At 37.0% G+C, this 23,922-nt stretch carries 23 protein-coding genes; 12 read left to right on the forward strand and 11 right to left on the reverse strand.

Features of this window, described 5'->3' with window-relative positions:
* The first annotated feature begins 3 nt into the window (after positions 1 to 3).
* Positions 4 to 1,140 (forward strand): tRNA guanosine(34) transglycosylase Tgt, encoded by a 1,137-nt coding sequence (tgt, locus tag GNY06_RS09985; protein WP_166519938.1) that lies wholly within the window; start codon positions 4 to 6, stop codon positions 1,138 to 1,140.
* A gap of 3 nt (positions 1,141 to 1,143) precedes the next feature.
* Positions 1,144 to 2,238, forward strand: coding sequence for an LptF/LptG family permease (locus GNY06_RS09990; protein ID WP_166519939.1), 1,095 nt, complete (start codon positions 1,144 to 1,146; stop codon positions 2,236 to 2,238).
* Here the strand turns inward: GNY06_RS09990 and GNY06_RS09995 are convergent.
* Complete coding sequence (locus GNY06_RS09995; RefSeq protein ID WP_166519940.1) at positions 2,232 to 2,945, reverse strand: biotin--[acetyl-CoA-carboxylase] ligase; 714 nt, start codon at positions 2,943 to 2,945, stop codon at positions 2,232 to 2,234. The two genes, GNY06_RS09990 and GNY06_RS09995, sit on opposite strands and share 7 nt — an antisense overlap.
* Positions 2,946 to 3,014: 69 nt before the next feature.
* Here GNY06_RS09995 and rsfS point away from each other — a divergent pair, with 69 nt between their 5' ends.
* From rsfS to GNY06_RS10025, 6 genes are all read left to right on the forward strand, one after another.
* Entirely contained in the window at positions 3,015 to 3,377 is a 363-nt protein-coding gene (rsfS, locus tag GNY06_RS10000; RefSeq protein WP_166519941.1) for a ribosome silencing factor, read from the forward strand.
* Positions 3,378 to 3,409: 32 nt separating this feature from the next.
* On the forward strand, positions 3,410 to 5,356 hold the full coding sequence (gene ftsH / locus GNY06_RS10005) for an ATP-dependent zinc metalloprotease FtsH (protein ID WP_166519942.1): 1,947 nt from the start codon (positions 3,410 to 3,412) through the stop codon (positions 5,354 to 5,356).
* 78 nt (positions 5,357 to 5,434) lie between these two features.
* Complete coding sequence (locus tag GNY06_RS10010; protein WP_166519943.1) at positions 5,435 to 6,010, forward strand: LUD domain-containing protein; 576 nt, start codon at positions 5,435 to 5,437, stop codon at positions 6,008 to 6,010.
* A gap of 11 nt (positions 6,011 to 6,021) precedes the next feature.
* On the forward strand, positions 6,022 to 6,894 hold the full coding sequence (locus GNY06_RS10015; RefSeq protein WP_166519944.1) for a phosphatidate cytidylyltransferase: 873 nt from the start codon (positions 6,022 to 6,024) through the stop codon (positions 6,892 to 6,894).
* Positions 6,895 to 7,557 carry a phosphatidylserine decarboxylase family protein gene (locus GNY06_RS10020; protein WP_166519945.1) on the forward strand — a complete coding sequence of 221 codons (663 nt, stop codon included), beginning with the start codon at positions 6,895 to 6,897 and terminating at the stop codon, positions 7,555 to 7,557.
* A 194-nt stretch (positions 7,558 to 7,751) separates the two neighbouring features.
* Positions 7,752 to 9,269 carry a SulP family inorganic anion transporter gene (locus GNY06_RS10025; protein ID WP_166519946.1) on the forward strand — a complete coding sequence of 506 codons (1,518 nt, stop codon included), beginning with the start codon at positions 7,752 to 7,754 and terminating at the stop codon, positions 9,267 to 9,269.
* A gap of 48 nt (positions 9,270 to 9,317) precedes the next feature.
* Here the strand turns inward: GNY06_RS10025 and GNY06_RS10030 are convergent, their stop codons facing one another.
* Entirely contained in the window at positions 9,318 to 11,132 is a 1,815-nt protein-coding gene (locus GNY06_RS10030) for an ABC transporter ATP-binding protein (RefSeq protein WP_166519947.1), read from the reverse strand.
* Positions 11,133 to 11,231: 99 nt separating this feature from the next.
* A complete protein-coding gene (locus tag GNY06_RS10035) occupies positions 11,232 to 11,594 on the reverse strand; it encodes a DUF4293 family protein (RefSeq protein WP_394350836.1) in 363 nt (120 codons plus the stop codon).
* 198 nt (positions 11,595 to 11,792) lie between these two features.
* Between GNY06_RS10035 and rho the strand changes: the two genes are divergently transcribed.
* From rho to GNY06_RS10055, 4 genes are all read left to right on the forward strand, one after another.
* Complete coding sequence (gene rho / locus GNY06_RS10040; RefSeq protein ID WP_166519949.1) at positions 11,793 to 13,490, forward strand: transcription termination factor Rho; 1,698 nt, start codon at positions 11,793 to 11,795, stop codon at positions 13,488 to 13,490.
* 2 nt (positions 13,491 to 13,492) lie between these two features.
* The gene (locus tag GNY06_RS10045; RefSeq protein ID WP_166519950.1) at positions 13,493 to 13,975 is read left to right on the forward strand and encodes a hypothetical protein; all 483 of its coding nucleotides are present in this window, start codon (positions 13,493 to 13,495) and stop codon (positions 13,973 to 13,975) included.
* A gap of 163 nt (positions 13,976 to 14,138) precedes the next feature.
* Positions 14,139 to 14,729, forward strand: a complete 591-nt coding sequence (locus GNY06_RS10050; RefSeq protein WP_166519951.1) for a sigma-70 family RNA polymerase sigma factor — start codon at positions 14,139 to 14,141, stop codon at positions 14,727 to 14,729.
* 45 nt (positions 14,730 to 14,774) lie between these two features.
* Positions 14,775 to 14,912, forward strand: a complete 138-nt coding sequence (locus GNY06_RS10055) for a hypothetical protein (protein WP_166519952.1) — start codon at positions 14,775 to 14,777, stop codon at positions 14,910 to 14,912.
* Positions 14,913 to 15,484: 572 nt separating this feature from the next.
* On the opposite strand, the gene trpS is transcribed toward GNY06_RS10055, so the two are convergent.
* From trpS to GNY06_RS10095, 8 genes are all read right to left on the reverse strand, one after another.
* On the reverse strand, positions 15,485 to 16,450 hold the full coding sequence (trpS, locus tag GNY06_RS10060) for a tryptophan--tRNA ligase (RefSeq protein WP_166519953.1): 966 nt from the start codon (positions 16,448 to 16,450) through the stop codon (positions 15,485 to 15,487).
* A gap of 80 nt (positions 16,451 to 16,530) precedes the next feature.
* Positions 16,531 to 17,211, reverse strand: coding sequence for a hypothetical protein (locus GNY06_RS10065; RefSeq protein WP_166519954.1), 681 nt, complete (start codon positions 17,209 to 17,211; stop codon positions 16,531 to 16,533).
* Positions 17,208 to 18,071 (reverse strand): dTDP-4-dehydrorhamnose reductase, encoded by an 864-nt coding sequence (gene rfbD / locus GNY06_RS10070; RefSeq protein WP_166519955.1) that lies wholly within the window; start codon positions 18,069 to 18,071, stop codon positions 17,208 to 17,210. Before rfbD ends, GNY06_RS10065 begins: the two co-directional genes overlap by 4 nt.
* Complete coding sequence (locus GNY06_RS10075) at positions 18,056 to 18,547, reverse strand: acyl-CoA thioesterase (protein WP_166519956.1); 492 nt, start codon at positions 18,545 to 18,547, stop codon at positions 18,056 to 18,058. The genes rfbD and GNY06_RS10075 overlap by 16 nt, the downstream gene beginning before the upstream one ends.
* 80 nt (positions 18,548 to 18,627) lie before the next feature.
* A complete protein-coding gene (locus tag GNY06_RS10080) occupies positions 18,628 to 19,113 on the reverse strand; it encodes an OmpH family outer membrane protein (protein ID WP_166519957.1) in 486 nt (161 codons plus the stop codon).
* Between the two features lie 72 nt (positions 19,114 to 19,185).
* On the reverse strand, positions 19,186 to 21,723 hold the full coding sequence (locus GNY06_RS10085) for a BamA/OMP85 family outer membrane protein (RefSeq protein ID WP_166519958.1): 2,538 nt from the start codon (positions 21,721 to 21,723) through the stop codon (positions 19,186 to 19,188).
* Positions 21,724 to 21,752: 29 nt separating this feature from the next.
* Positions 21,753 to 22,508 (reverse strand): isoprenyl transferase, encoded by a 756-nt coding sequence (locus tag GNY06_RS10090; RefSeq protein ID WP_166519959.1) that lies wholly within the window; start codon positions 22,506 to 22,508, stop codon positions 21,753 to 21,755.
* A 333-nt stretch (positions 22,509 to 22,841) separates the two neighbouring features.
* A complete protein-coding gene (locus GNY06_RS10095; RefSeq protein ID WP_166519960.1) occupies positions 22,842 to 23,921 on the reverse strand; it encodes a formimidoylglutamase in 1,080 nt (359 codons plus the stop codon).
* Between the last annotated feature and the right edge of the window lies 1 nt (position 23,922).

A 23,922-nucleotide genomic window follows, 5' to 3' on the forward strand; every position in this document is an offset into this window, starting at 1 on the left:
TATATGAAGAAGTTTTTTGAAGTAGAAAAGTTTTCAGCCCAGGGAAAAGCCAGGGCGGGTATTATGACTACAGACCATGGAAGTATACATACGCCTATTTTTATGCCAGTGGGGACTGTGGCCAGTGTTAAAACAGTTCACCAAAGGGAGCTGAGTGAAGATATTAAAGCTCAGATTATTTTAGGAAATACCTATCATCTCTATCTGCGCCCAGGAATGGAGGTAATGCAGCAGGCTGGCGGCTTGCATAAATTTATGAATTGGAAGGCTCCGATACTTACAGATAGTGGTGGTTTTCAGGTCTTCTCTCTAGCTTCAAGCCGTAAAATGAGTGAGGAGGGTGTGAAGTTTAAGTCCCATATTGATGGGAGTTATCATTTTATTTCTCCTGAAATTTCGATGGAGATACAACGGAAAATAGGCGCGGATATCTTTATGGCATTTGATGAGTGTACGCCTTATCCCTGTGAATACAATCATGCCAAACGCTCCATGGAGCTTACCCACCGCTGGTTGAAAAGATGTGTTTCGTGGAACGAAAATAATCCCGAATACTATGAACATACTCAAAGATTGTTTCCTATCGTACAAGGCTCCGTGTATTCTGATTTAAGAAAGATTTCAGCTGAAATCATTTCCGAAGTAGGCGCCCAAGGAAATGCTATAGGAGGGCTCTCTGTGGGAGAACCTGAGGAAGAAATGTACAGGATAACAGATGAAGTGACGGATATTCTTCCTAAAAATAAGCCCCGATATTTGATGGGGGTGGGGACACCCTGGAATATTTTGGAATCCATTGGGCATGGAATCGATATGATGGATTGTGTTATGCCTACGCGGAATGCCAGAAATGGAATGCTCTTTACATGGAATGGAGTGGTCAACATTAAAAACGAAAAATGGAAAAAAGATTTTTCGCCTTTAGATGAATTTGGAACCTCATATGTTGATAGAGAATATTCTAAAGCCTATGTGCGCCATCTTTTTTCTGCACGGGAATATTTGGGTAAGCAGATTACCTCTATTCATAATCTAGCTTTTTATTTAGATTTGGTAAAAGCGGCGAGAGAACATATCTTAGCTGGAGATTTCTATGAATGGAAAAATAGCGTAATACCTCAATTAAAAAACAGACTATAGCCTTTGAGTATCATTGATAAATATATTATCCGGAAATTTCTAGGGACTTTAGCCTTTATGTTGGCCCTTATCTCTATCATTGTTTTGGTGATAGATATTCAGTCTAAAATGCCTCGTATAGAAGCGAGCCACTTAAAAATAGGAAACTTTCTTATTCATTTTTACCCCTATTGGCTCATCTATTTAGTGATGACCTTTATGTCGATCTTGGTTTTTATAACTGTGATATTTTTCACTTCTAAAATGGCTAATAATACTGAAATCGTAGCTATCGTCAGTGGAGGAGTGAGCTTTCATCGATTCGCCCGACCTTATCTTATAGCTGCGCTATTATTGGCGTCATCTATACTCGTTGTCAATCATTTTATTCTTCCTTGGGCGAATGTCAAGAAAAATAAATTGATTATTTATACTTATAGCACAACTAAACAGCGTAAATTTACTGATAGGCGACAAATATCGACTCAGATTTCTCCCAAAGAATTTGTTTTTATGAATAGCTACGATCCCGAGGCTAAAAGTGGGGATACATATCTATTTCAAAGATTTGATAAAAACAGGAAATTAATTTACCAAATTTCGGCTGAACAAGCGGCCTGGGATCAGAAGAAAAAGAGTTTTTTACTCACCAATTTTTATGAAAAATCCATCAATAAAGACAATACCGAAAAACTCTCTAAAGGGGAAGTTAAGTACCAGAAATTAGGAGGAGATCCGGAGGAAATATTTCCGAATGAGTTATTGGGAGAAAATAAAACGACCCCAGAGCTTATTCGGTTTATACGCCATGAAAAAGAAAAAGGAAATGCGAATGTAGCTGCTTATCAAAACGAGCTTTATGCCCGTACGGCCATGCCCTTTTCCATTATTATACTAACTTTTTTGGCTTTATCGCTTTCTTCACAGAAGAAAAGGGGGGGGTTGGGGATTAATCTCGCTATAGGGATTTCTTTGGCGTTTGTATTTGTATTTTCATTTGAAGTCTTAAAGTTGGTGTCCACCTCGCAGACGCTGCCGCCTTTATTGGCGATGTGGTTGCCGAATATAGTTTTTGCTCCGGTTGCTTTTGTTTTGTATTGGAAGCGAGCCAATCAATAAAGGAGATTAATCTCTTTATGGAAAAATTTTTCAAAACCACTTTCCAATTCTACATGGAGGAAGCCTTCTCTATCGGCATGGGATATAATGCCATTTTGTCTGATGTTATGGATCTCAAAAACAGATATTTTCTCTCTTCTAAACAAATGCTCATTGTACAGTTTTAGAAGTTCTTCTTCCTCAGGTGGAAGAAAAATATGTTCACAAAGATGATCGTGTAGTTCTTGGGCGAAAGTATGTAAATCCGGACTGAGTTGAGTTTGGGATTTAATAGATCCTGCTTTAGATAAACCACCAAAGTCTTCTTGTAATATATTGATGCCCAGTCCTATGATATAAAAATTGGAGTTTTTAACTCTTTTTTTCTCAATTAGGAGGCCTGCTATTTTTTTATTTTGTAGGATAATGTCGTTAGGCCACTTGACCTTCACATCATTTTCGGTAATTTTGGCAATAAAATCGCGAAGTAGCAGAGCGGTATAAAAGTTGAATAGACTAAAGGGTAGTCGGATGCGATTAGCTTCCAGAATAAAAGAATAGGCTACATTTTTATTTTTTTGAATTTCCCAAGTATTTCCATATTGGCCCCGCCCCTTGGTTTGATCAAAGGTGTAAACTGCAGATATGCCATTGAGATCTGGCTGTGATAATTGAGAAACCACATCGTTAGTAGATTCCACACTGGAGAGGTAAAATAAGCTATTCATATTTTTTGAAGTGAATAAAGGAAATTTGAAATAAAAAAAAGTAACTTTGCAAATATTACAATTTTTTGAATGAGTAAAAATACACAAAAACAGCAACTAACCGAAAAAATACTTGAAGCTATTCAGGATACCAAAGGAGAAAATATTCAGGTTTTAGATCTCTCGAATATAGAAAATACGGTTGCCGATACATTTATTATATGCAGTGCGAATTCCAATACTCAGGTTGCTGCCATTGCCGGGAACGTAGAAAAAAAAGTCAGAAATGATCTGCAGGACCGCCCTTGGCATGTAGAGGGCGCGGACAATTCACTTTGGGTATTAGTAGATTATGTTTCGGTTGTGGTGCATATTTTCCAAAAACATATCCGTGAATATTACGATATAGAAAGTCTTTGGGGGGATGCCAAAGTCATAAAAATAGAATCTTAAAAAGCATAACTTACCTAATTTTAAGCGAAATAATGAAGAGTAAAGGATTTAATTGGTTTTATTTGATCTTTGTGGCAGTATTGCTAGTGCTTTTTCTCCCAGGTCTGATGTCTCCATCGGAGACAAAAAAGATGGATGAAAAAGGCTTTTATGCCTTATTGAGTCAAAATAAAATTAAAAACGTAATTGTATTAAAAGACACCGATATAGCACAGGTTTTTTTAACATCTGAAGCAAAAAATGATCCTGCGCTGGTGAAGAAAAAACACGCACCATCACCAATGATGGGCTTTATGAAAGAAGCCCCTGATTTTACGGTGAACCTTGGGGATCTAAAATATTTTCAGGAGCGTTATAATGCTATCATTGATGCAGACCCTAATATAAAATCCAAACTAACATTTGATACCGAAAGTTCGCCATGGAGCAGCTTTTTAATGAATGTATTAGTGTGGGTAGGGATTATGATTCTCTTTTACTATATCTTTTTTAGAAAGATTGCCGGAGGTTCCGGCGGTGCGGGAGGACAAATTTTTAATATTGGGAAATCCCGAGCTAAACTTTTTGATGAAAAAGAGAAGGTTAATGTGAGTTTTAAAGATGTAGCCGGGTTAGAGGGCGCTAAAGAAGAAGTTCAGGAAGTTGTGGATTTTTTAAAAAATTCAGATAAATATACCCGATTGGGGGGGAAGATACCAAAAGGTGTTTTATTGGTAGGACCTCCGGGTACAGGTAAAACATTATTAGCCAAGGCAGTAGCAGGAGAAGCGAAGGTGCCTTTCTTTTCTTTGTCGGGTTCAGATTTTGTAGAGATGTTTGTAGGGGTGGGAGCCTCTAGAGTACGCGATTTATTTGCGCAGGCAAAAGCAAAATCACCAGCTATTATATTCATTGATGAGATTGATGCCATTGGTAGAGCCAGAGGCAGAGGCAATATAACTGGGGGCAATGATGAAAGGGAAAACACCTTGAATCAGTTATTGACTGAAATGGATGGTTTTGGTACCGACACCAATGTCATTGTAATGGCAGCCACTAACCGTGCAGATATTCTAGACAAAGCCTTGATGCGTGCCGGACGCTTTGATAGATCCATATATGTGGATTTACCTGAAATGCATGAACGCAAGCAAATTTTTAATGTACACCTCCAAAAAATTAAATTAGATACTTCTGTAGATGTAGATTTTCTGGCCAAACAAACTCCTGGATTTAGTGGTGCAGATATAGCAAATGTTTGTAATGAAGCCGCACTAATTGCCGCAAGAAATGGCCATGAATCGGTTGATAAACAGGACTTTTTAGATGCTGTAGACCGAATTATTGGAGGGCTTGAAAAGAGAAATAAAGCAATAAAACCTTCCGAAAAGCGCAGAGTAGCTTTTCATGAAGCTGGACATGCAACCGTTAGTTGGTTGGTAGAGCATGCTGCACCTCTTTTGAAGGTAACCATTGTACCAAGAGGCCGATCTCTGGGTGCTGCTTGGTATTTACCAGAGGAGCGACAATTAACCACTACCGAGCAAATGCTTGATGAGATGTGTGCAACTTTAGGAGGAAGAGCGGCTGAGCAGGTGGTTTTTGGGAATATATCTACAGGAGCTCTTTCGGATTTAGAAAGGGTGACCAAGCAAGCACAAGCTATGGTAACTATTTATGGGTTGAGTGATGTCGTTGGAAATTTGTCGTATTACGATAGTTCGGGGCAACAAGAATATACATTTGGAAAACCCTATTCTGAAGAGACGGCGAAGCTCATCGATAGCGAAATTCATAGAATCATAGAAACCCAGTATAAACGCGCTGTGGAAATTCTCTCTACCCATCGAAATAAACTAGATGCTTTAGCCTCTAAGTTATTGGATAAAGAAGTTATTTTTAGAGAAGATCTGGAAGAGATCTTTGGAAAGAGAGCTTGGGATCCTGAATTGACAGAGCAGCCTCTTTCTGCTACAGCTGAAAACAACACTATTGAGTAAGACTTAAAAACATTTCCTGTATTGAGAAAATATAGGAAATGTTTTTTATATTTATTGCAATAATTAGAAAGATTTAAGTTGAGCGTTTTTAAAAAGTTTTTTAATAAGTTATTTAATTTAGAAGAAGAGGAACTGACTTCTTTTCGTCTGGAAGATCAACTGAAAAATGCTGATCTTGATTATAAATTTGCCCAACTTTTCACCCATTCGGGAGGCTTTTTTAATTATTGTGCTAATGAAACTGAAGCTTTACAATCCTTGAATTCTATACTTAAGCTGGAGGAAGTAAGATCTATTTTTTGCTGTGATCAGGATTTACAGAATTTCTTGGATGTGGTAAAAGTTCCTTATACAGAAGATTTGGATCTAACCAACGATGCTGCTTTTATCTCCTGTGAATATTTAATAGCTTTTGACGGGCGTATTATGCTTTCCTATAATAATATTAAACATTTTCCCTCTTCCTCGTTGCCTAATAAAATTATTATTATGGCTAACATTTCTCAGATTGTAGCGAATCTTAATGACGCCATGATGAAGGTAAAGCGTCGCGGTAATTTGAAAAACCTTACCTCTATTAGTGGAAATATTTGTAAATTGGACTCCCCTCATCCGAATAATACTAAACTTTTCTTACTTTTGCTGGAAGATTAAAAGATATCATTTTGGATAAAAATCTCATACAGCGCTTAGTCTCAGGATTGATATACGGATGCATAATATTTCTTTGTACAACCTCCTATGGTGCTACTTTCTTTTTAAGAGTCTTTTCATTACCTCTACATCAATCTTACCTCTATTATGGATTGATAACTTTTTGCATGCTGGTGGGGCTTTATGAATGTATAAAAGTAACCAAATTGAAATCTTTTTGGCAACTTGTGTGCACCCTCGTATTAGTCGGATGCCTCTATTATCGTTTTTCTTATAAGTTTTTCTATCAGTATTTTTATACAGGGATTCACATCATTGATATCTTTGCTATTGTTCTGCTGATCTTAGTTTTTATTACACTTTTCAAATATCCTCAAGAAGTACAGCGTGTTCCCGGGAAAATGATTCTTTCCGTTGTATATCTTACCATACCTTTTGGATTTGCCTTAGGTTTACCCGATTATTTACCTTATAATACTTATTTCAGCACAGAAGTTTTTATGCTCTTTGTATTGATTTGGAGTAGTGATTCCTTTGCATATATCACCGGACGTTTGCTGGGGAAACATAAGATGGCTCCTAGCATAAGTCCTAAAAAGACATGGGAAGGATTTATTGGAGGAGTGGTGTGTACTGTGGCCTTAGGCTATGCTATAGAATATAAATTTCCCGATATGAAAGGCAACTGGATAGTTGTAGGGTTTTTAGTTGCACTATTTGCGCCTTTAGGGGATCTGGTAGAGTCGCAAATAAAAAGAATATTTAAGGTGAAAGATGCTGGAAATATTATACCAGGGCATGGAGGGATTCTAGATAGATTAGATAGCTTTATGCTTTGTGCTCCTATATTATATATTTATTTTATGATTTTAACAAGATTTTAGATGAAATTTCACAGAGAAGGAAAAGGAACTTTAATTACGGTTTTATTAGCAATTATTATTATTTCGATCAGTAGCATCTATTTTTTTAAGCTTTGGTCGCTTATCCTCATCGTTCCGCTGTTGATATTGTATGGATTTATCATATGGTTTTTTAGAAATCCAGACAGAGAGATACAAGATCACGTAGAGAATGTTATTGCTCCCGTAGATGGTAAAGTTGTCATGATAAAAGAAGTTTTTGAAGCAGAATTTCTGCAGAAAAAATGTCTCCAGGTTTCGATCTTTATGTCTCCACTTAATGTACATGTGTGTCGTTACCCTGTAAGTGGAGAGGTAATCTATAAAAAATACCACCAAGGAAAATATTTGGTAGCTTGGCATGAAAAATCCTCAGAACTCAATGAAAGGACTACGGTGGCGGTAAAAAGTAAACCAGGTGTAGAGGTCGTTTTTAGGCAGATTGCGGGCTATGTAGCACGTCGGATTGTATTTTACCCCGAAGTTGGTGATGTCGCAAGAGCGGGACATGAGTATGGATTTATTAAATTTGGGTCCAGGATGGATGTATTCTTACCTTTAGATGTTCAGATTTTTTGCAAAATAGGGGATATTACAAAAGGGGGAATAGATGTTATAGCCAAGCTCCCTGTAGAAATAAAATAAAGAAATTTCGATAAAAGAATGCCTTTGGCCTTTTTTTGCGCTTCCAGGTATACATAAAACTTACGATAAAAAAAGATTCGACTTACGAATCTTTTTTTATGTCTCCCATTATTACACAAGACTGTAATTATATTTTTATTTCCAATTGTTATTTAAGAGAGCCTAAATTATCATTTAACCTTTTCTATTTCTATATGACCAAACTTATAAGTCGTCTCCCTTGGACGAATCTCAATATTTTAAAAGAAACGTTAGCAGGTCTTACCGTAGCCATGACTATGATTCCTGAATCTATATCCTTTGCTTTATTAGCAGGACTTTCCCCTCTTACGGGGTTATATGCAGCATTTATAATGGGTTTGGTAACCGGGATATTAGGGGGCAGGCCTGGTATGGTATCTGGGGGTGCCGGAGCTACCGTTGTGGTGCTAATATCTCTAGTATCTGTACATGGAACACAGTATCTGTTTGCAGCAGTATTACTTGCCGGTATTCTGCAAATACTGGTTGGTGTTTTTAAACTCGGGAAGTATGTAAGACTTATCCCACAACCTGTTATGTATGGCTTTTTAAATGGTCTTGCGGTGATTATATTTATGGCTCAGGTAGAGCAATTTAAAATTACACAGAATGGAACAGAAGAGTGGATAAAAGGGGCAGCTTTATATATGATGCTGGGCTTAGCCATATTAACGATGACTATCGTTTTAATCTTTCCTCGTCTAACAAAAACTATCCCTTCTTCACTAGTAGCGATTATGCTTGTTTCGGGGATTGTGTATTTTTTGCATATCGATACTCCAAAAGTTGGCGATATTGCCTCAGTAACAGGTGTTCTTCCGTCCTTTGCCATCCCTCGAGTTCCTTTTACTTTGGAGACCCTAGGAGTCATCTTTCCCTATGCCCTGATCATGGCAGGTGTTGGCCTCATAGAGTCGCTTTTAACGCTCAATATGGTAGATGAGATGACGCATACCAAAGGCAAATCCGATAAAGAATCTATAGCACAAGGGGTGGCCAATATCAGCAATGGTTTCTTTGGAGGTATGGGTGGTTGTGCTATGGTGGGGCAAACCCTGGTAAATATAGGGGCAGGAGCCAGAACCAAAATTTCATCAATCATAGGTGCACTGAGTATACTCTTTATTATTTTGGTAGGAGGCCCTGTAATTGAGCAAATCCCTCGAGTTGCATTGGTGGGGGTTATGATAGTGGTAGCCTTTAATACTTTCCAATGGACCTCTTTTCAGATTGTGAATAAGATGCCCATATCGGATATTTTCGTGGGCATTCTAGTAGCCGTCATTACGATTCTCTTACACAATTTAGCCTTAGCCGTTATAATAGGGGTGGCAATTTCAGCCATTGTTTTCGCATGGGATAATGCTAAAAGAATAAGTGCCAGAATATTACTTGATGAGAAAGGGCATAAAATCTATGAAATTTCCGGATTGCTCTTTTTTGCAAGTTCCATCACCTTTAATGAGCTATTCGATATTCATAATGACCCTCAAAAAATTATTATTGACTTCAAAGGTTCTCGCGTTATGGATATGTCGGCTATAGGAGCTTTAAAGAAAGTTGTTCATCAATATGAGAATCAGAATAAAGAAGTGGTTTTACGCCATCTTAGTCGCGATTGCCGAAAATTATTGGATAAAGCTGAAGGATTTCTTCAAGTAAAGATTCAGGAGGATGTGGCAAAAACATAAGAAAATAAGGCTATAAGAATAGCCTTATTTTCTTATATAAAGGTAATTTTAATCAAAATTTTGAAGTTCCACAAGCTTTCGGTAGACATTATTATTCTCCATAAGTTGGCGATGAGTACCCTGTTCCACGATACTACCTCGCTCCATAACAACGATCCAGTCTGCTTTTTGTACAGTCGAGAGCCTGTGGGCAATGATTAATGAAGTTCGGTTTTTCATCATATTTTCTAGAGCATCTTGCACAAACCTTTCAGATTCGGTATCCAGTGCCGAGGTAGCCTCATCTAGAATCATAATTGGAGGATTTTTCAACACTGCACGTGCGATAGAAATCCTTTGTTTCTGGCCTCCGGATAATTTATTTCCGTCATCTCCAATATTGGTATCATAAGCCTCCGGTAGATTTTCGATGAACTCATGGGCATTGGCAATTTTAGCAGCCTTAATAATTTCCTCTGGGCTGCAATTTTCTTTACCCATAGCGATGTTATTGTATATGGTATCGTTAAATAAAACGGATTCTTGTGTTACCATACCCAGAATAGAGCGGAACTGCTGGAGGTTGAGTTCCTTTATATTGTGGCCGTCTACATAAATACTACCTTCCGTTACATCGTAAAAGCGTGCCAATAGGTTGGCAATGGTAGTTTTTCCACTTCCGCTTTGGCCGACTAAAGCAATCGTTTTGCCTTTTGCTAGACTAAGATTAAAGTTTTTTAGAATTGGATTTTCTTTATCATAGTAAAAGCCAACGTTTTTAAACTCTATTTTGTCTTGGAGTTCTGTAATTTCAATAGGATAGGCCACCTCCTTCACCTGAGCATCAGCATCCATAATATCCATGACCCGAATCAGAGAAGCTTCTCCTTTTTGAATATTTGAAATAGAGGTAGCTAGGCTTTTTGCTGGAGGTAGAATTTGAAAAAACATAGCTAAGAAGACCAAAAAATCCTCAGGATTAATACTGTGGTTTACAATAATCTCTTTTCCGCCGTACCAAGTGATCATCAGGAAAGTTAAAGAACCTAAAAATTCGCTCATCGGGGAGGCTAGTTCTCTCTTTTTACCTAGGTTCACAGAAGCAGTTATCCACTTATTCATCGATTTGGTAAAGCGTCTATCCAATAACTTATCCGCATTAAAAATTTTGATGATTTTAGAGGACTTTAGGGTTTCATCAACAATAGAGAAAATCCCCCCCAATTCCTTTTGAGCTTCATGAGAGTCCTTTTTTAAGCTTTTCCCTATTACGGAAATCAGGGTTCCCATAATAGGCAATACCAAAAGACTAAATAGTGTCATTTGGGGACTCAAGATAAATAGAGAAATTAAAGTGCTGATGAGCATAAAGGGAGAGTTAACCAGATCTACTAAACTTCCTAGAATATTGTTCTCAACCTCCCCGATGTCGTTAGACATTCTAGACATAATATCTCCTTTTCTTTGTTCGGTGAAAAAAGAAACAGGCAGGCTGAGAATTTTCCGATATAGAGTACTTCTTAGATCTTTCGTAACACCTACCCGGTAATAGATGAGCAGATAGGCTCCTAAATACCGAAAGATATTGCGCAGTAAAAATGCACAGGCCGTGATAATACATAGCCAGGCAAGTACCCTAAGAGCTCCGTGCTGGTGAATTTCACTGTCTATAATATCGTAGAAATAGTTTTTAATCCGAGAGGAAATATCATCTTTTTTTGAGGTTTGGCGCTCCATAGTACCGAAGAGCATTCCTAGAACAGGAAGTATGGTTGCTAAAGATGCAATCTGAAAAACAGAATAAAGAATATTAAAGAGGAGACTCCCGTAAATATATTTTTGATGAGGTTGTGCAAATTTTAGAATTCTGAAGTATAAATTCATCTATTTTTAGATTAAGTTACAAAGGTAATACATTTTACTCTGTATCATCAAAAAACCGTCCTTTAGGACGGTTCTCACTCAAAAAAAATCGTTGTAAGTCTATCGGAATCTGTCCACAGATTTTACGAGTTTCTCATCTTTACGGATGTAAGTGTTTGCAATCGATAGCATTACAATAGAGATGAGCGGTGATATTAACTCAATACCCTTCTCAGGAAAAAAAACTCCTCCGGGTAAAGTTAGTAGCCAGTAAACCAATAGGCCGATCAACAAGGCGTTTATAAAAATACTGATAGAATTCAGTAAGATTTGTCGTTTTCTATTTTTATAACTGAAAATGCTTATTAATCCCAGTAAAACGGAACTGCCTGCTGCGGTTTCCATAATCGGGAAATTAGAGGGAATCCAGGATGTGGTGTTCATCCATAGCCCTATAATAGCTGTTAACACAGCAAGAAACATCCAGATTGTTTGTATTCTTTGAAGCATCTTTAGCAATTAATTTATGCAAAAGTACTAATATTTTTTTGCTTTTAATAAAAAATGTGTAGATTTGCAGGCATAGAATCGCAAAGCGGGCAGGATCAATCGAATAAGCCCACCTCTCATATAATTTAAACTACATTTTTTATACCTTACACACATTTTATTAAATTTCATATGTTTGACATTGAAAGTCTAAAGTCAAAATCGAATACCGAATTGGCTAAAATCACAGAAGAATTAGGTGTTGGCGTTAAGAAAACTTCCGATATTAATGAAAAAATATACGCAATATTGGATTTTCAGGCCTCTAACCCTCAGATAATTAAAAATTATTTGGGATCTCAGGATAAGCAAAACGACGTGGCAGAAGAAAAACCTCAGCCCAAAAAAAGAGGGCGCAAACCTGTCGCCCAAAAAACAAAACAGAAGGCTGAAGAAACCCTAGAGTTTGAAGAAAAGCTTAATAAAGAGGAAACGTCAAAAGAAACCGCATCCCCTTTACCAGAAACTCCACAACCTGAAAAAAAACAGCGACGTAGAGTAACCAAGGCCGTAGTTTCTCCAGAAGTAGCTCCTGTTGAGGAACAAGAGACCGTAAAAAAAGAGAAAAAACTCGAGCCAGAGCCCGTATCTAAGGAAGAATCGGCAGCACCCGCAGTACAGAAGAATAAACACCAGTCTCCTCAGCAACATAATCATAATAAAGAGAAGAATGGTGAAGCTAAATCCGCTGAATCCCAAAAGAAAGAATATAACTTCGATGGGATTGTAACAGTGGAGGGAGTGTTAGAAATCTTACCCGATAATTACGGCTTTCTAAGATCTTCTGATTTTAGTTACATTTCTTCACCCGATGATGTATATGTTTCTACAGGTCAAATCAAAAATTATGGTTTGAAAACCGGAGATACTGTAAAAGGAGTTGTGCGTTTGCCTAAGGAAGGTGAAAAGTATTTCTCTTTACTACGCCCTACCGAGGTGAATGGTAGGGATTTAGCTTATATTAAAGATCGTGTAGCATTCGAGTTTCTTACTCCGCTTTTTCCTCAAGAAAAATTCAATTTAGCGGGTAAAAATGCAACCCTTTCCACTCGAATTGTAGACCTTTTTGCTCCGATAGGAAAAGGGCAGAGGGCCATGATTGTGGCACAGCCTAAAACAGGTAAAACCATGTTGCTTAAAGATATTGCCAATAGTATTTCTGCAAATCATCCCGAAGCTTATATGATCGTCTTACTGATAGATGAGAGGCCCGAGGAAGTAACCGACATGCAGAGAAGCGTAAATGCCGAAGTAATAGCTTCTACTTTTGACGAGGCGGCGGATAAGCATGTTAAAGTAGCGAATTTGGTATTATCCAAAGCTCAGAGACTTGTAGAATGTGGACATGATGTGGTTATTTTATTAGATTCTATCACACGTTTAGCAAGAGCTTATAACACCGTTACGCCAGCTTCAGGGAAAATATTGTCTGGAGGAGTCGATGCCAATGCGTTGCATAAACCTAAAAGATTTTTTGGTGCTGCCAGAAAAATTGAAGGTGGTGGATCTTTAACCATTATTGCTACGGCTTTAATAGATACCGGCTCTAAAATGGATGAGGTTATTTTTGAGGAGTTTAAAGGAACAGGTAATATGGAACTCCAGCTAGATCGTAAAATAGCCAATAAGCGTATTTATCCTGCTGTAGATTTAATCTCTTCTAGTACTAGAAAGGATGACTTATTGCATGATGAAACCACCCAGCAAAGAATGTGGATACTTCGCAAATACTTGGCCGATATGAATCCGGTTGAAGCGATGGAGTTTGTTAAAAAACACATGCAATCCACCTTGAATAATGAAGAGTTTTTGATGTCTATGAATAGATAGTCATGAAAAATATTATAAGCCTATTCTGTTTTTTTTGTCTTCCTCTTTCTGTAGGCCTAAAGGCCCAATACAGCTTACATCCCATGCTTTATGCGGGCTATACTTATCAAAATCAAAGTTTTGGTGAAGTCGGAGGAAGGCTGTTATTTTTAAAAAATGATGACATTTTATTCAGAATAGGTGCAGTCGCGGCTATGGGGGAAACACATGCGCGGCTTGCTATTATGCCAAAGGCGCAATTAGACGTTTTATTAAACTTTGAGAGAGGTGTAGATCTTTACCATTCTTGGTATTTTCTAGTGGGTTCGGAAACTACACCTACCTATATAGCTCCTAAGCTCGGCGTTAGTGTGTTGGGACTGGTCGATATTACAGGGGGGTATGCCTTTAATTATACAGGTGATTTATTACAAGGTAAGGAGCTTAAAGGTTTTAATTTTAATTTAACATTTAATTTTCCTTTAGTTATATTATCTAAAAAATAGCCAATTTATTTTATTTACATTTGGAGCTATTAAATTATTTTATAAATTAGCATTCGGAATCACTAAAAATGACAGTATAAGATAAAAATTTACTTTAAAAAATGAAACCCATGTATAGCAAAATATATTTGCTAAGGTCTTGGGTATTTTAAAGTAAATAGAAATGAAAACTCTGTCAGATTGTGAACTTATTATAGAATTTCAAAAAGGCAATGAAGTTGCTTTAGAAGTTCTCCTAAAGCGTTACCAACGCGAAATTTTTACCTTTATATTTTATAAGCTAGGAAATGAGGACCTGGCGAATGATATTTTTCAAGATACCTTTATGAAAATTATCGTGACACTTAAAGAAGGGCGATACAAAGATGAGGGAAAATTTTCATTGTGGGCTAAACGTATTGCTCATAATCTAGTGATTGATTACTATCGACTGAAAGCGAAAAACCCTAAAATTTCAGAATCTTCTTACGAAAATGAGGATTATTCGATCTTCGATATAATCAAAGAGCCCGATTCCAATGTGGAAGATCAACTTATACAGATTCAGATTCATCAGGATCTGCATAGGATGATAGCCTGTCTGCCTGATAATCAAAGAGAGGTCTTGGAGTTACGTTTCTTTAAAGAATTGAGTTTTAAAGAGATTGCAGAATATACAAAATCCAGTATCAACACTACCTTAGGCAGGGTGCGCTATGCTCTTATAAATCTTCGTAAAATGATGATAGAAAACCAAATTAGTTTGACGAGATAATAAATTGAGAATCCTAACGTTATATAGTAATAAAAGTGACTTCATATGAAACAACTTAACTCGTTAGGAAGAAATGCTTTGAAGCCCAAAAATTCAACTATACGTTTTCTATTGAATTATTCTAAAAGTATAAGAGTGATCAATACCAGAACGATTGACGGCGTATTATTCTCTAAAAATTAATGAGCAATTTTTTCTTTACATTTGTGCCTAAATTTTATAGAATGAGATTTAGGCACATTTTCTTGATGTAGACTATCCCGTTTATATAACCGTTCCAAAAATGGAAAATTAAAGATTGAAGTTTTACAGTATGGAAGGTCTCTTGGTTGGCTATATTTTGGACCAAAAGGCTGAATAATTTCAAACCTGACCATACAAATGTTCCGGCGAGAAAACTCAAAGCTAACTTATTGTAAAATCTTTAAATGTACTTGTTTTTAGAAACAGCCCTTTTTTGTATCTTGGATTTATAACTCCCTCCCTAAAAAATATAACTTACACATAAAGTTTTTAAAACTAAATAGTTATATGTGTTTTTTTTATCGAACTCAGGTTGCAAGCATTCGCGGGATAGGTACCCATTCGTGCAAACGAAAATAGTGTTATTGGTAGTGGATGTCAAAAGCAACAAAACTTCAATTTACATTATAAATTGAGGTCAAACTTAAGAAGGAATAAAGAGAATAAAGACTTTTTCGAAATTAAAAAAAGCTATAAAAAAAGAACACCTCATTATGCAGAGGCGCTTGTTATTAAAATCCGAGGCTTTTTCTGACTCTTTTTAAAGTTTCTTCAGCGATGGGACGCGTCTTCTGTGCTCCTTTTTGGAGTATCTCCTCCAGCTCATAGAGATGATTCATGTAATAACTAAAAATTTCTCGCTCTTTTGAAAACCGCTCTAATAGAAGCTCTAGCAGTGCTTTCTTGGCATGTCCATACCCAAAGTTACCAGCAAGATATTTTTGACGCAGCGTTTCTGTTTGCTCTGGACCGCCTACCAGCTGATAGAGCGCGAATACGTGGTCCGTTTCAGGATCTTTAGGTTCTTCTAAACTTTTACTATCCGTTTCTATAGACATGACTTGTTTTTTGAGTTCTTTTTCAGGAAGAAAAATATTGATAATATTTCCCCTTGATTTACTCATCTTGTGCCCATCAGTACCCGGTACATATTTGGTGTTTTCGTGGAGTTCAGCATTTGGAAGCACAAAAACCTCACCCATCTGGCGGTTAAATTTTTCGGCGACATCTCGGGTAATCTCTAGATGCTGGAGTTGATCTTTTCCTACCGGAACAGATTCTGCACCATATAATAGAATATCTGCTGCCATTAAGATCGGATAATTAAACAGTCCTGTATTGATATCTTGCAGTCGGCTTGCTTTATCTTTAAAGGAATGGGCTAGCGTTAATCGTTGAAAGGGAAAGAAGCAGTCTAAAAACCAGGTTAACTCACAGGTCTGTGGAATGTCGCTCTGTCTGTAGAAGTGTGTTTTCTCAATATCCAGTCCACACGCGAGCCATGCGGCTGCAATTTGATAAGTATTTTGTCTTAGCTGTTCAGCATCTTTTATTTGCGTTAGGCTATGCAGATTGGCAATAAAGAAAAAAGATTCGTTATCGGCATCTTTAGCCAATTCAATAGCAGGCAGTATCGCCCCCAATAGATTCCCTAAGTGAGGGGTTCCAGTTGCTTGTATTCCAGTTAGAACTCTCATATAACAGTTTGATAAATTAACATTAATTTGTGCATAGGCGCAAATTTAAAGGGTTTCCATGCTATTTAAAAATTTATGGGCTATTTTATTTCTTGGTAAATACTCGTAAGGAACATCGCATATGATTTTTCTAATCGGGTGAAATCTCCCGATTTTAAATTCATACCTCCTTTCCCATAGGGATTGGATTTTATTTTGAAACCCGAAACCTGAAAATAATGAGCGCTTTGTTTTCCGCTTGAGCTCAACTTTATTGAGGATCCTAAAAATTTAAGAGTGGATAGGGTATAAATATCGCCTGGTTTGAGGGAAATTTTTTTGAAAGTGCGAGCCGGCAAAATAAATTTTTCGTTGTTAATGCTTATTTTGTGAGCAGAAGTAGGGGAGGCAATGATATAAGCTGTATCCTCCCCTTGTGTAGGGGTATCTACGTCCATAGGTAGATAGTAAAGGCTAAGATAATAATGCTCGGGATTAAAGGCTAGTAAACTTCCGTCTATGGACTCTAAAGCTTTTATATGGAAAGCATTGGCTCCCATTTTTTTTGCCTTGGTATAAATCGTGCGAAAGAGGTTTACATCATCTTGGCCCAGCCCCTTTACCTCAATCTCTCCCAGATATTCTGCCCCTTTGGTATTTTCGATCCGATAAAAATGTTTGTCTTTGTTATCATGAATATTCAGCATTTTAGATATGCCAACCCATTGAGCATTCAAGCCGATGCAGTGATACAAGAAGAAGATGAAAAAAAAATGTTTCATTTTTGATTTTGTAGGATGTTAATACATGCTTCTAAACTATTCTCCCAGTATTGAGGAGTGATTTTGTAATCTTTTTCGATTTTATCCAGACACAATGTACTTCTTTTAGGTCTCTTGGCTTTTGTGGGATACTCAGCAGTACTCAAAGGCTTTAATCTGACTTTTGAATAAGTAAATTGTGCAATCTTTTTAGCAAAACTGTACCAAGTGGTTTCTCCGTAATTCGAGAAATGATAAATTCCGAAGATCTTTTCAGTTTGTGAAATCATACACATAATAGCTTCGGCTAGATCATTTGCATTGGTAGGTTGTCCAAATTGATCATTCACAATACCCAATTCATCACGGCTATTAAAAAGATTGATCATAGTGGTCACAAAGTTTTTATTAAATTCAGAATATAGCCAAGAAGTCCTGATAATAATCGTTTTAGGGTTGTATTCCAGTGCTAGAACCTCACCCTCTCTTTTAGAATTTCCATAGATGCCAATGGGGTTTGTAAAATCTTCCTCTGCATAAGCCAGGTTGGTTTCACCATCAAATACATAATCGGTAGAAATATGGATAAGAATACTATCGTTTTCGGCGCATATTTTTGCTAAATTCTCTACGCCATAGGCATTGACGGCAAAAGCCTGCTCTGTTTCTTCTTCTGCCAAATCAACAGCAGTATAGGCTGAAGCATTCACACAATAGTCGGGCTGGAAATCTTCAAAAATACTTCTTATACGATCTTCATTTGTGATATCCAATTCTTGATAAGAGGTAAATAAAAATTCATATTCAGAATATTTTCCTTCCAGATTTCTCAGACAATTTCCAAGCTGACCATTGCCTCCGACGACTAATATTTTTTCCATTGTTTATTCTGTTTTCTTAGAGATTCGGTTCTATGTCCAAAGTGTTTTTCTGATATTTCTTTGCAATTTGACTCAAAGGAGGCTAAAGTTTCTGGCGAGCAAGGGATAACCCTTCTCTCTTTCATATTGAAATAAACAACAGTTGTCCACAGCACACTGTGAATTATTTCATTGCGAGCATCTTTCATTAATATTTCAACAACAGAAGTATATTCATCATGCTGAATAATTTTACTGCTAATATTCACGGTTATATTTGGTCTGACTTCTTTTAAATAAGTGATTTGGTTTTGAGTGACCACCCAGGTATTGCCAGTTTGACGGATATGATCTTCATAAGAGTATCCGCAAATTTCTTCAAAATGGTCCTCACGAGCATTTAACATATATTCCAAATATTTTGAATTACTGAGATGCCCAATAGGATCACAGTCTGAAAAGCGTATTTTGACTTGACTAGTAATTTCCCCTTCCATAAAGTTTTATTGTTACTGCGTACAAAAATAACAAAACCACCGCAATGGGTGGTTTTATTTATGAGACTTTAATAATATAATTAAAGACCTAATTGCTTTTTAACATCAGCAGTTATATCCAATCCTCCTTTGAAGATGAGCGCTTGGGAGTTGGCATCCAAAATATAATCTAAGCCTTTTGCCTTGGCTACAGCCGAAATAGCATTGTTCAGCTTTTGATCGATAGGAGCATAAAGCACCTCTTGCTTTTCAGCGACATCCTTCTGAGCTGCTTGTCCCATTTTTTGGATATTTTCTCCTTCCTTTTGTAGCTCAGCTTCTTTGGCGGCATCTTGTTTGCCTCCTTTTTGGTATTGCTGTACTTTATTCTGGAAAGCCTGTTGTAATTTAGTGAGCTCCGCTTGTTTCATTTTTCCAAGCGCCTCAAGCTGTTCATTAGCTTTCTTCATTTCAGGCATTACATTGAGAATACCTGCTACGTCTGCATGAGCAATTTTCTGAGCTTTGATAACAGTGAAAGACACCATCATGAGTACAGTTGCGAATAATACACTTAATCTTTTCATAGTATGATTTAAAATTTAATTTGTTTTTAATTTAATCTATTATTTTTATCAAAAACTATACCTAAATAGCTTTTACAATTGTTGATTCATTAAGAAATGTGTTTTCCAGCCATTAGGCTCAGTGCCGCCGATCGTCTTATCGAAGCCATAAGCAAAGTCAAACCCAATCAGTCCAAAGGCGCCCATATAGACTCTAATACCAAATCCTGCAGATCTTTTTAATTGAAAAGGATTATACTGGCTAAAGCCTTGCCATGTATTCCCGCCTTCCAAAAAGGTAAGAGCATATATTTTTGCAGTTTGTGACATAGATATGGGGTATCTAAGTTCAAAATTTACTCTATTATAAATAGTTCCTCCACCATAAGGCGTTACATCCGAATCGGAGCCTCCTGCGGAAGAGGCATCTTCATAACCGCGAAGCGGAATCAATTCACGGCCATCAAACCGACCATTGAATAAACCAACGCCTCCCATATAGAATCTTTCAAAAGGGGGAGCTCCCAATTGCTTATTATAACCGTTTAGAAAGCCCATTTCTAGTGAACTTCTTAATACAAGTTTACCTATGATCTGACTATAAGCATCGGCTTTCATTTTGATTTTATAAAACTCTAACCATCTATACTTATTAGCAGCAGACATGCGGTCATAATTCTTGTTCTGGAAAAGAGAATAAGGAGGGGTAAGTTTAGCGGAGAGTTCAAAATCAGATCCCGAGGTCTTAAAAAACGGATCGGGTCCGGCTGCATTTCTGGACAAACCTATATTCAGAGCAAAGTTATTAGCCTCTCCATTTTTCAAAGTTTCATTTCCGAACTGAAATGGATAGTTGTCAAATGCATAGCGTTGATAGGATAAACCCGTATATAAAGAGAAATAATCATCCGGCCAGCTTAGTAATTGATTTAATCCTGTATTGGCCGAGAAAATGTTCAGCTTTTGGGGCTCTCCATATTCATCCCGATATTTCACCCTAGAGTAGTTAAGACCAACCGAGAGTGCCGTAGGTTTGGTACCGAATAACCAAGGTTCTGTAAACGATATACTATAGTTTTGAAAATATTGTCCAGCTTGGGCTTGTAAGGAAAGAATTTGTCCATCTCCTTGAGGAATAGGGCGGAAGTCCTTAAGTTTAAAGAAATTCTTTAGCGAAAAATTGTTAAACGTCAGCCCTAATGTGCCAATAAAGGAATTTCCACCATATCCGGCCTGAAGCTGTACCTGAGAAGAACCTTTCTCTACAAGAGACCAGTGAATGTCTGCCGTATTATCCGTTGGGTTGGGTTTGATATCTTGTCCGATTTGTTGTGGATCAAAATAAGACATGCCCGCCAAATCAAAGAAAGTTCTTTTAATATTTGCTTTCGAAAATAGGTCGCCTGGGCGTGTTCTGAGCGATCTCAATATCACGTGGTCATGAGTGGTCACGTTGCCGCCCCACGTTACGCGATTCCACGTCGCTTTTGTCCCTTCATGAATTCTGACCTCCATATTAATAGTGTCATTTTTAATCGATTTCTCTACTCCGGTTACATTGGAGAAAAGATAACCGTTATCCATATAAGATGAAGCGATATCCGAATTATCTTCTTTCCCTCCATCTTCTCCTATTCTCTTTTTAAATCCTACAGAATCGTAGATATCACCTTTTTTATAGCCTAACAGCTTAGTTAAGGCTTCAGTAGAAAAAACCGTGTTTCCGACAAAAGTGATGTCTCCGATATAATATTTTTTACCCTCGTCTACTTTAACTTTGATGTTATATCCCTTATTATTACGGTTAACCGAATCAGAGACTACTCTCATATCTCTGAATCCTAATGAATTATAGTAATCTACAAGTGTTTTTTTATCCTCTTCATATTTATCTTTAATAAATTTAGAAGGTTTAAAGATACCTAAGAGAAAGCGCTTTTGCTTGGTGTTCTTAAATCCGTTTCTACGAAGTTTTGCCCCCGAAATACTATTATTACCCTCAAAATCTATACGGTCTATTTTAATGCGTTTTCCTCTGGAGATGTCGATGGTCCAGTCTACGAGATTAGAGTCTTTGGCATTGATTTTATCTTCAATACTAATTTTAGCATCTGAGAAACCCTTAGAGATATATTGTTGTGGAATATTGTATTTAAGGTTTGTCACCAGATTTTCGGTGATCTTTATCCCAGGCTTTAGATTATTATCTTTAATCAGTTTTTCGTTTTTAGACTTTCCAATTTTGATATCTTTTCCCTTAAATTTTACTTTTCCTAATTCTTTTAAATCCTGGAGTAAAAATCTTAAGGTAACATTTTGGCCTTCGACACTTTGTACATATACTTCTACTTCAGAAAAAGTTTGCGTATCCCACAGTTTTTTAATGGCACTGCTCAATCTCTGCCCCGGAATCTCAATAGGTTCCCCTTTGGAAAGGCCGGTAAAGCGCAAAATTTGTTCTGTCGTATATTTTTTAACACCATCAATTACAATGTCTTTTAAAATATAAGAGGGTTCGGTTTCTTGTGGGTTAGCAGCTTCGCTTTCCCGAGGAGTCTGTGGGGGGCTGACCTGACCATAAAAATGAGCTGATGCGATGAAAAGAAATATCGGTAAGGATCTAAACTTCATTGGTTGTGTGTCTTTTCTTTTTTATGTATTTAAGCTTTCTTAGCTTCTATTTGTTCACTTATCTTGCCATATCGGCGTTCTTTCTCCTGATATTGAATAATACAGTTAAAGAAGTCTTTTTTTGTAAAATCTGGCCATAAAATATCCAGGAATTGTAGTTCGGCATAGGCGATTTGCCAGAGTAAAAAGTTGCTAATACGAACCTCTCCGCTGGTCCTTATCATAAGATCTACAGGGGGGATATCTTTTGTATAAAGATGATCTTCAAATAACGAATGATCAATATCTTCAATATTTAATTCACCATTTTTAACATCTTTTGCAATAGATTGAACCGCTTGAATAATTTCAGCTTGTGCTCCATAGTTGAGCGCCAATATTAAATTACCGCCTGTATTGTTTCGGGTTAAATCCATAATATGGTATAACTGTTCTTTTACGATGGGAGGCATTTTGTTAATGTCACCGATAATTCTAAGCCGCAATCCTTTGGTGTATAAATCATCTGCTTCTTCGGTTAAAGTTTCAGCCAGAAGCTGCATTAAAGTAGCCACTTCGTCTTGAGGGCGTTTCCAGTTTTCGGTAGAAAAGGTATAAAGTGTTAAATATGGGATTTGAATTTCTTGACAAGCATACACTACATCTCTAACAGCCTGAATACCATTTCTGTGCCCATAGGTTCTCTCTTCACCCCGAGATTTCGCCCACCGTCCATTTCCGTCCATTATAATGGCAACATGTTTTGGTAGTGCGTTTTTATTAATTTTTGACTTCAATTCTTTCATAGCATGAATGGCTGCGTTAAAGCAAAATAGGGCTAAGATTACAGAGATATTTAAGAGATGAGAAAAAGGAGGCCCCGGGCTGTCCGTATTTCGCTATCCTTATAAAAGGACTCAAGTGGAGAGAAAAAAAAATATCTTGTCGTTTCATTCTGTTATTTTCATTCCGTAGAATAATTGCTCAATTATTTAGTGGTACAAATATAAAACAAATTTATATTAGGAATGTTCATAATGTTTCGTTAAATAATCCTTTAATTTTCAGGAATTATTAACGGTTTTTTAGAAAAAAAATCAGGCTTCATGACAAAACACATGCTACTATACAAAACCCTATTATACTTCGAATTTCAACAATCTGCTGCTAAGGTATCCTAATTTTCCCTGTTCAAAATCTAATTTTGAACAGGGAAGACATTCTGTAATATTATTGCTTTTACCAAAATACCATAAATTGCTGAAGGTATCACGTTTAAACGCTACTTCTCGATCATCTATTATCACCCAGAATGTTTCGTATTGTCTTTCCTTAGGATGGCTTCTTTGGATATTAATCCCCTCTAATAGGTACCAGATCATTTGAGCCAAAAGTTGATGATTGAGAAGATGCCTAGAATGGGATTGATAATTGAAGATGCCTATGGATTTTAAGTTTTCAGACAATCCTGCTTCCTTCATATAGGCGCAAATTTCTCTCCTATTTAGCCCATTGACCTGAGGGTGTAGTGAAAAAGCATCTGTTAGGCTTTCCACAGCATCACAATTAATACTCACCAAGTCTGCTCTTCGAAAATAGGGTTCTATAGTTTCGGGCGATTTCATCATTTCCGCTAGCCGTATGATATCGAAGTTTACTTCGCTCATTAAATGCAGAGCATCCAACTCATTAGCGTGTTTTTGGAAACCTAAGTGATGGTATTTTCCGATAGGATTAGCTTCGGTACTTAGAATTTTAGATAAAAAATTTTTTTCACATAATGGGGTGTCCGGATTTTCTAGACTTAAGATATGATTAATCTGTACATACGTCAGATTCTTGTAGATATGGTTGATGGCTGAAAAAAGAGAATAAGCAAGATCGTTAGAACCTCCAATTACAATAGGGAGTATTTGTTTACGCAAACAGAAAGTCAATAATTCTTGTAAAGCACAGTGGGTATCTTCGGGAGTTTTTCCGGAGATAAAGTCTCCTAAATCAGCAATGGGAATTTTCCAGTCCTGCTTAGAAAGTTTATAGAGTTCCGATCTGATTTTTGTATAGTTTTTAGGAATAGCTGTTCCTTGCGCACCTCTTTCGTCTGAACAAAATATAAGGGCGATACCACCTTCTTTTATCTCTGGCTTGATGACCGCTCCTAATTGCCATTTTTCAGCATGTAATTTAGGAGCGGGGATCAGGAGGTCTTCAATATTCATA

Source organism: Elizabethkingia argenteiflava (genome assembly GCF_009904105.1).
GTDB classification, from domain to species: domain Bacteria; phylum Bacteroidota; class Bacteroidia; order Flavobacteriales; family Weeksellaceae; genus Elizabethkingia; species Elizabethkingia argenteiflava.

Coding starts and splice junctions, on each gene's coding strand:
- GNY06_RS10090 (WP_166519959.1), bottom strand. CDS start 22,508: ATGAAAGAATTGAAGTCAAAAATTAATAAAAACGCACTACCAAAACAT.
- GNY06_RS10095 (WP_166519960.1), bottom strand. CDS start 23,921: ATGAATATTGAAGACCTCCTGATCCCCGCTCCTAAATTACATGCTGAA.
- GNY06_RS10075 (WP_166519956.1), bottom strand. CDS start 18,547: ATGGAAGGGGAAATTACTAGTCAAGTCAAAATACGCTTTTCAGACTGT.
- GNY06_RS10035 (WP_394350836.1), bottom strand. CDS start 11,594: ATGTTTCTTGCTGTGTTAACAGCTATTATAGGGCTATGGATGAACACC.
- GNY06_RS10055 (WP_166519952.1), top strand. CDS start 14,775: ATGAAACAACTTAACTCGTTAGGAAGAAATGCTTTGAAGCCCAAAAAT.
- GNY06_RS10050 (WP_166519951.1), top strand. CDS start 14,139: ATGAAAACTCTGTCAGATTGTGAACTTATTATAGAATTTCAAAAAGGC.
- GNY06_RS10065 (WP_166519954.1), bottom strand. CDS start 17,211: ATGAAACATTTTTTTTTCATCTTCTTCTTGTATCACTGCATCGGCTTG.
- GNY06_RS10030 (WP_166519947.1), bottom strand. CDS start 11,132: ATGAATTTATACTTCAGAATTCTAAAATTTGCACAACCTCATCAAAAA.
- tgt (WP_166519938.1), top strand. CDS start 4: ATGAAGAAGTTTTTTGAAGTAGAAAAGTTTTCAGCCCAGGGAAAAGCC.
- ftsH (WP_166519942.1), top strand. CDS start 3,410: ATGAAGAGTAAAGGATTTAATTGGTTTTATTTGATCTTTGTGGCAGTA.
- rsfS (WP_166519941.1), top strand. CDS start 3,015: ATGAGTAAAAATACACAAAAACAGCAACTAACCGAAAAAATACTTGAA.
- GNY06_RS10085 (WP_166519958.1), bottom strand. CDS start 21,723: ATGAAGTTTAGATCCTTACCGATATTTCTTTTCATCGCATCAGCTCAT.
- GNY06_RS10020 (WP_166519945.1), top strand. CDS start 6,895: ATGAAATTTCACAGAGAAGGAAAAGGAACTTTAATTACGGTTTTATTA.
- GNY06_RS09995 (WP_166519940.1), bottom strand. CDS start 2,945: ATGAATAGCTTATTTTACCTCTCCAGTGTGGAATCTACTAACGATGTG.
- rho (WP_166519949.1), top strand. CDS start 11,793: ATGTTTGACATTGAAAGTCTAAAGTCAAAATCGAATACCGAATTGGCT.
- GNY06_RS10080 (WP_166519957.1), bottom strand. CDS start 19,113: ATGAAAAGATTAAGTGTATTATTCGCAACTGTACTCATGATGGTGTCT.
- trpS (WP_166519953.1), bottom strand. CDS start 16,450: ATGAGAGTTCTAACTGGAATACAAGCAACTGGAACCCCTCACTTAGGG.
- rfbD (WP_166519955.1), bottom strand. CDS start 18,071: ATGGAAAAAATATTAGTCGTCGGAGGCAATGGTCAGCTTGGAAATTGT.
- GNY06_RS10025 (WP_166519946.1), top strand. CDS start 7,752: ATGACCAAACTTATAAGTCGTCTCCCTTGGACGAATCTCAATATTTTA.
- GNY06_RS10045 (WP_166519950.1), top strand. CDS start 13,493: ATGAAAAATATTATAAGCCTATTCTGTTTTTTTTGTCTTCCTCTTTCT.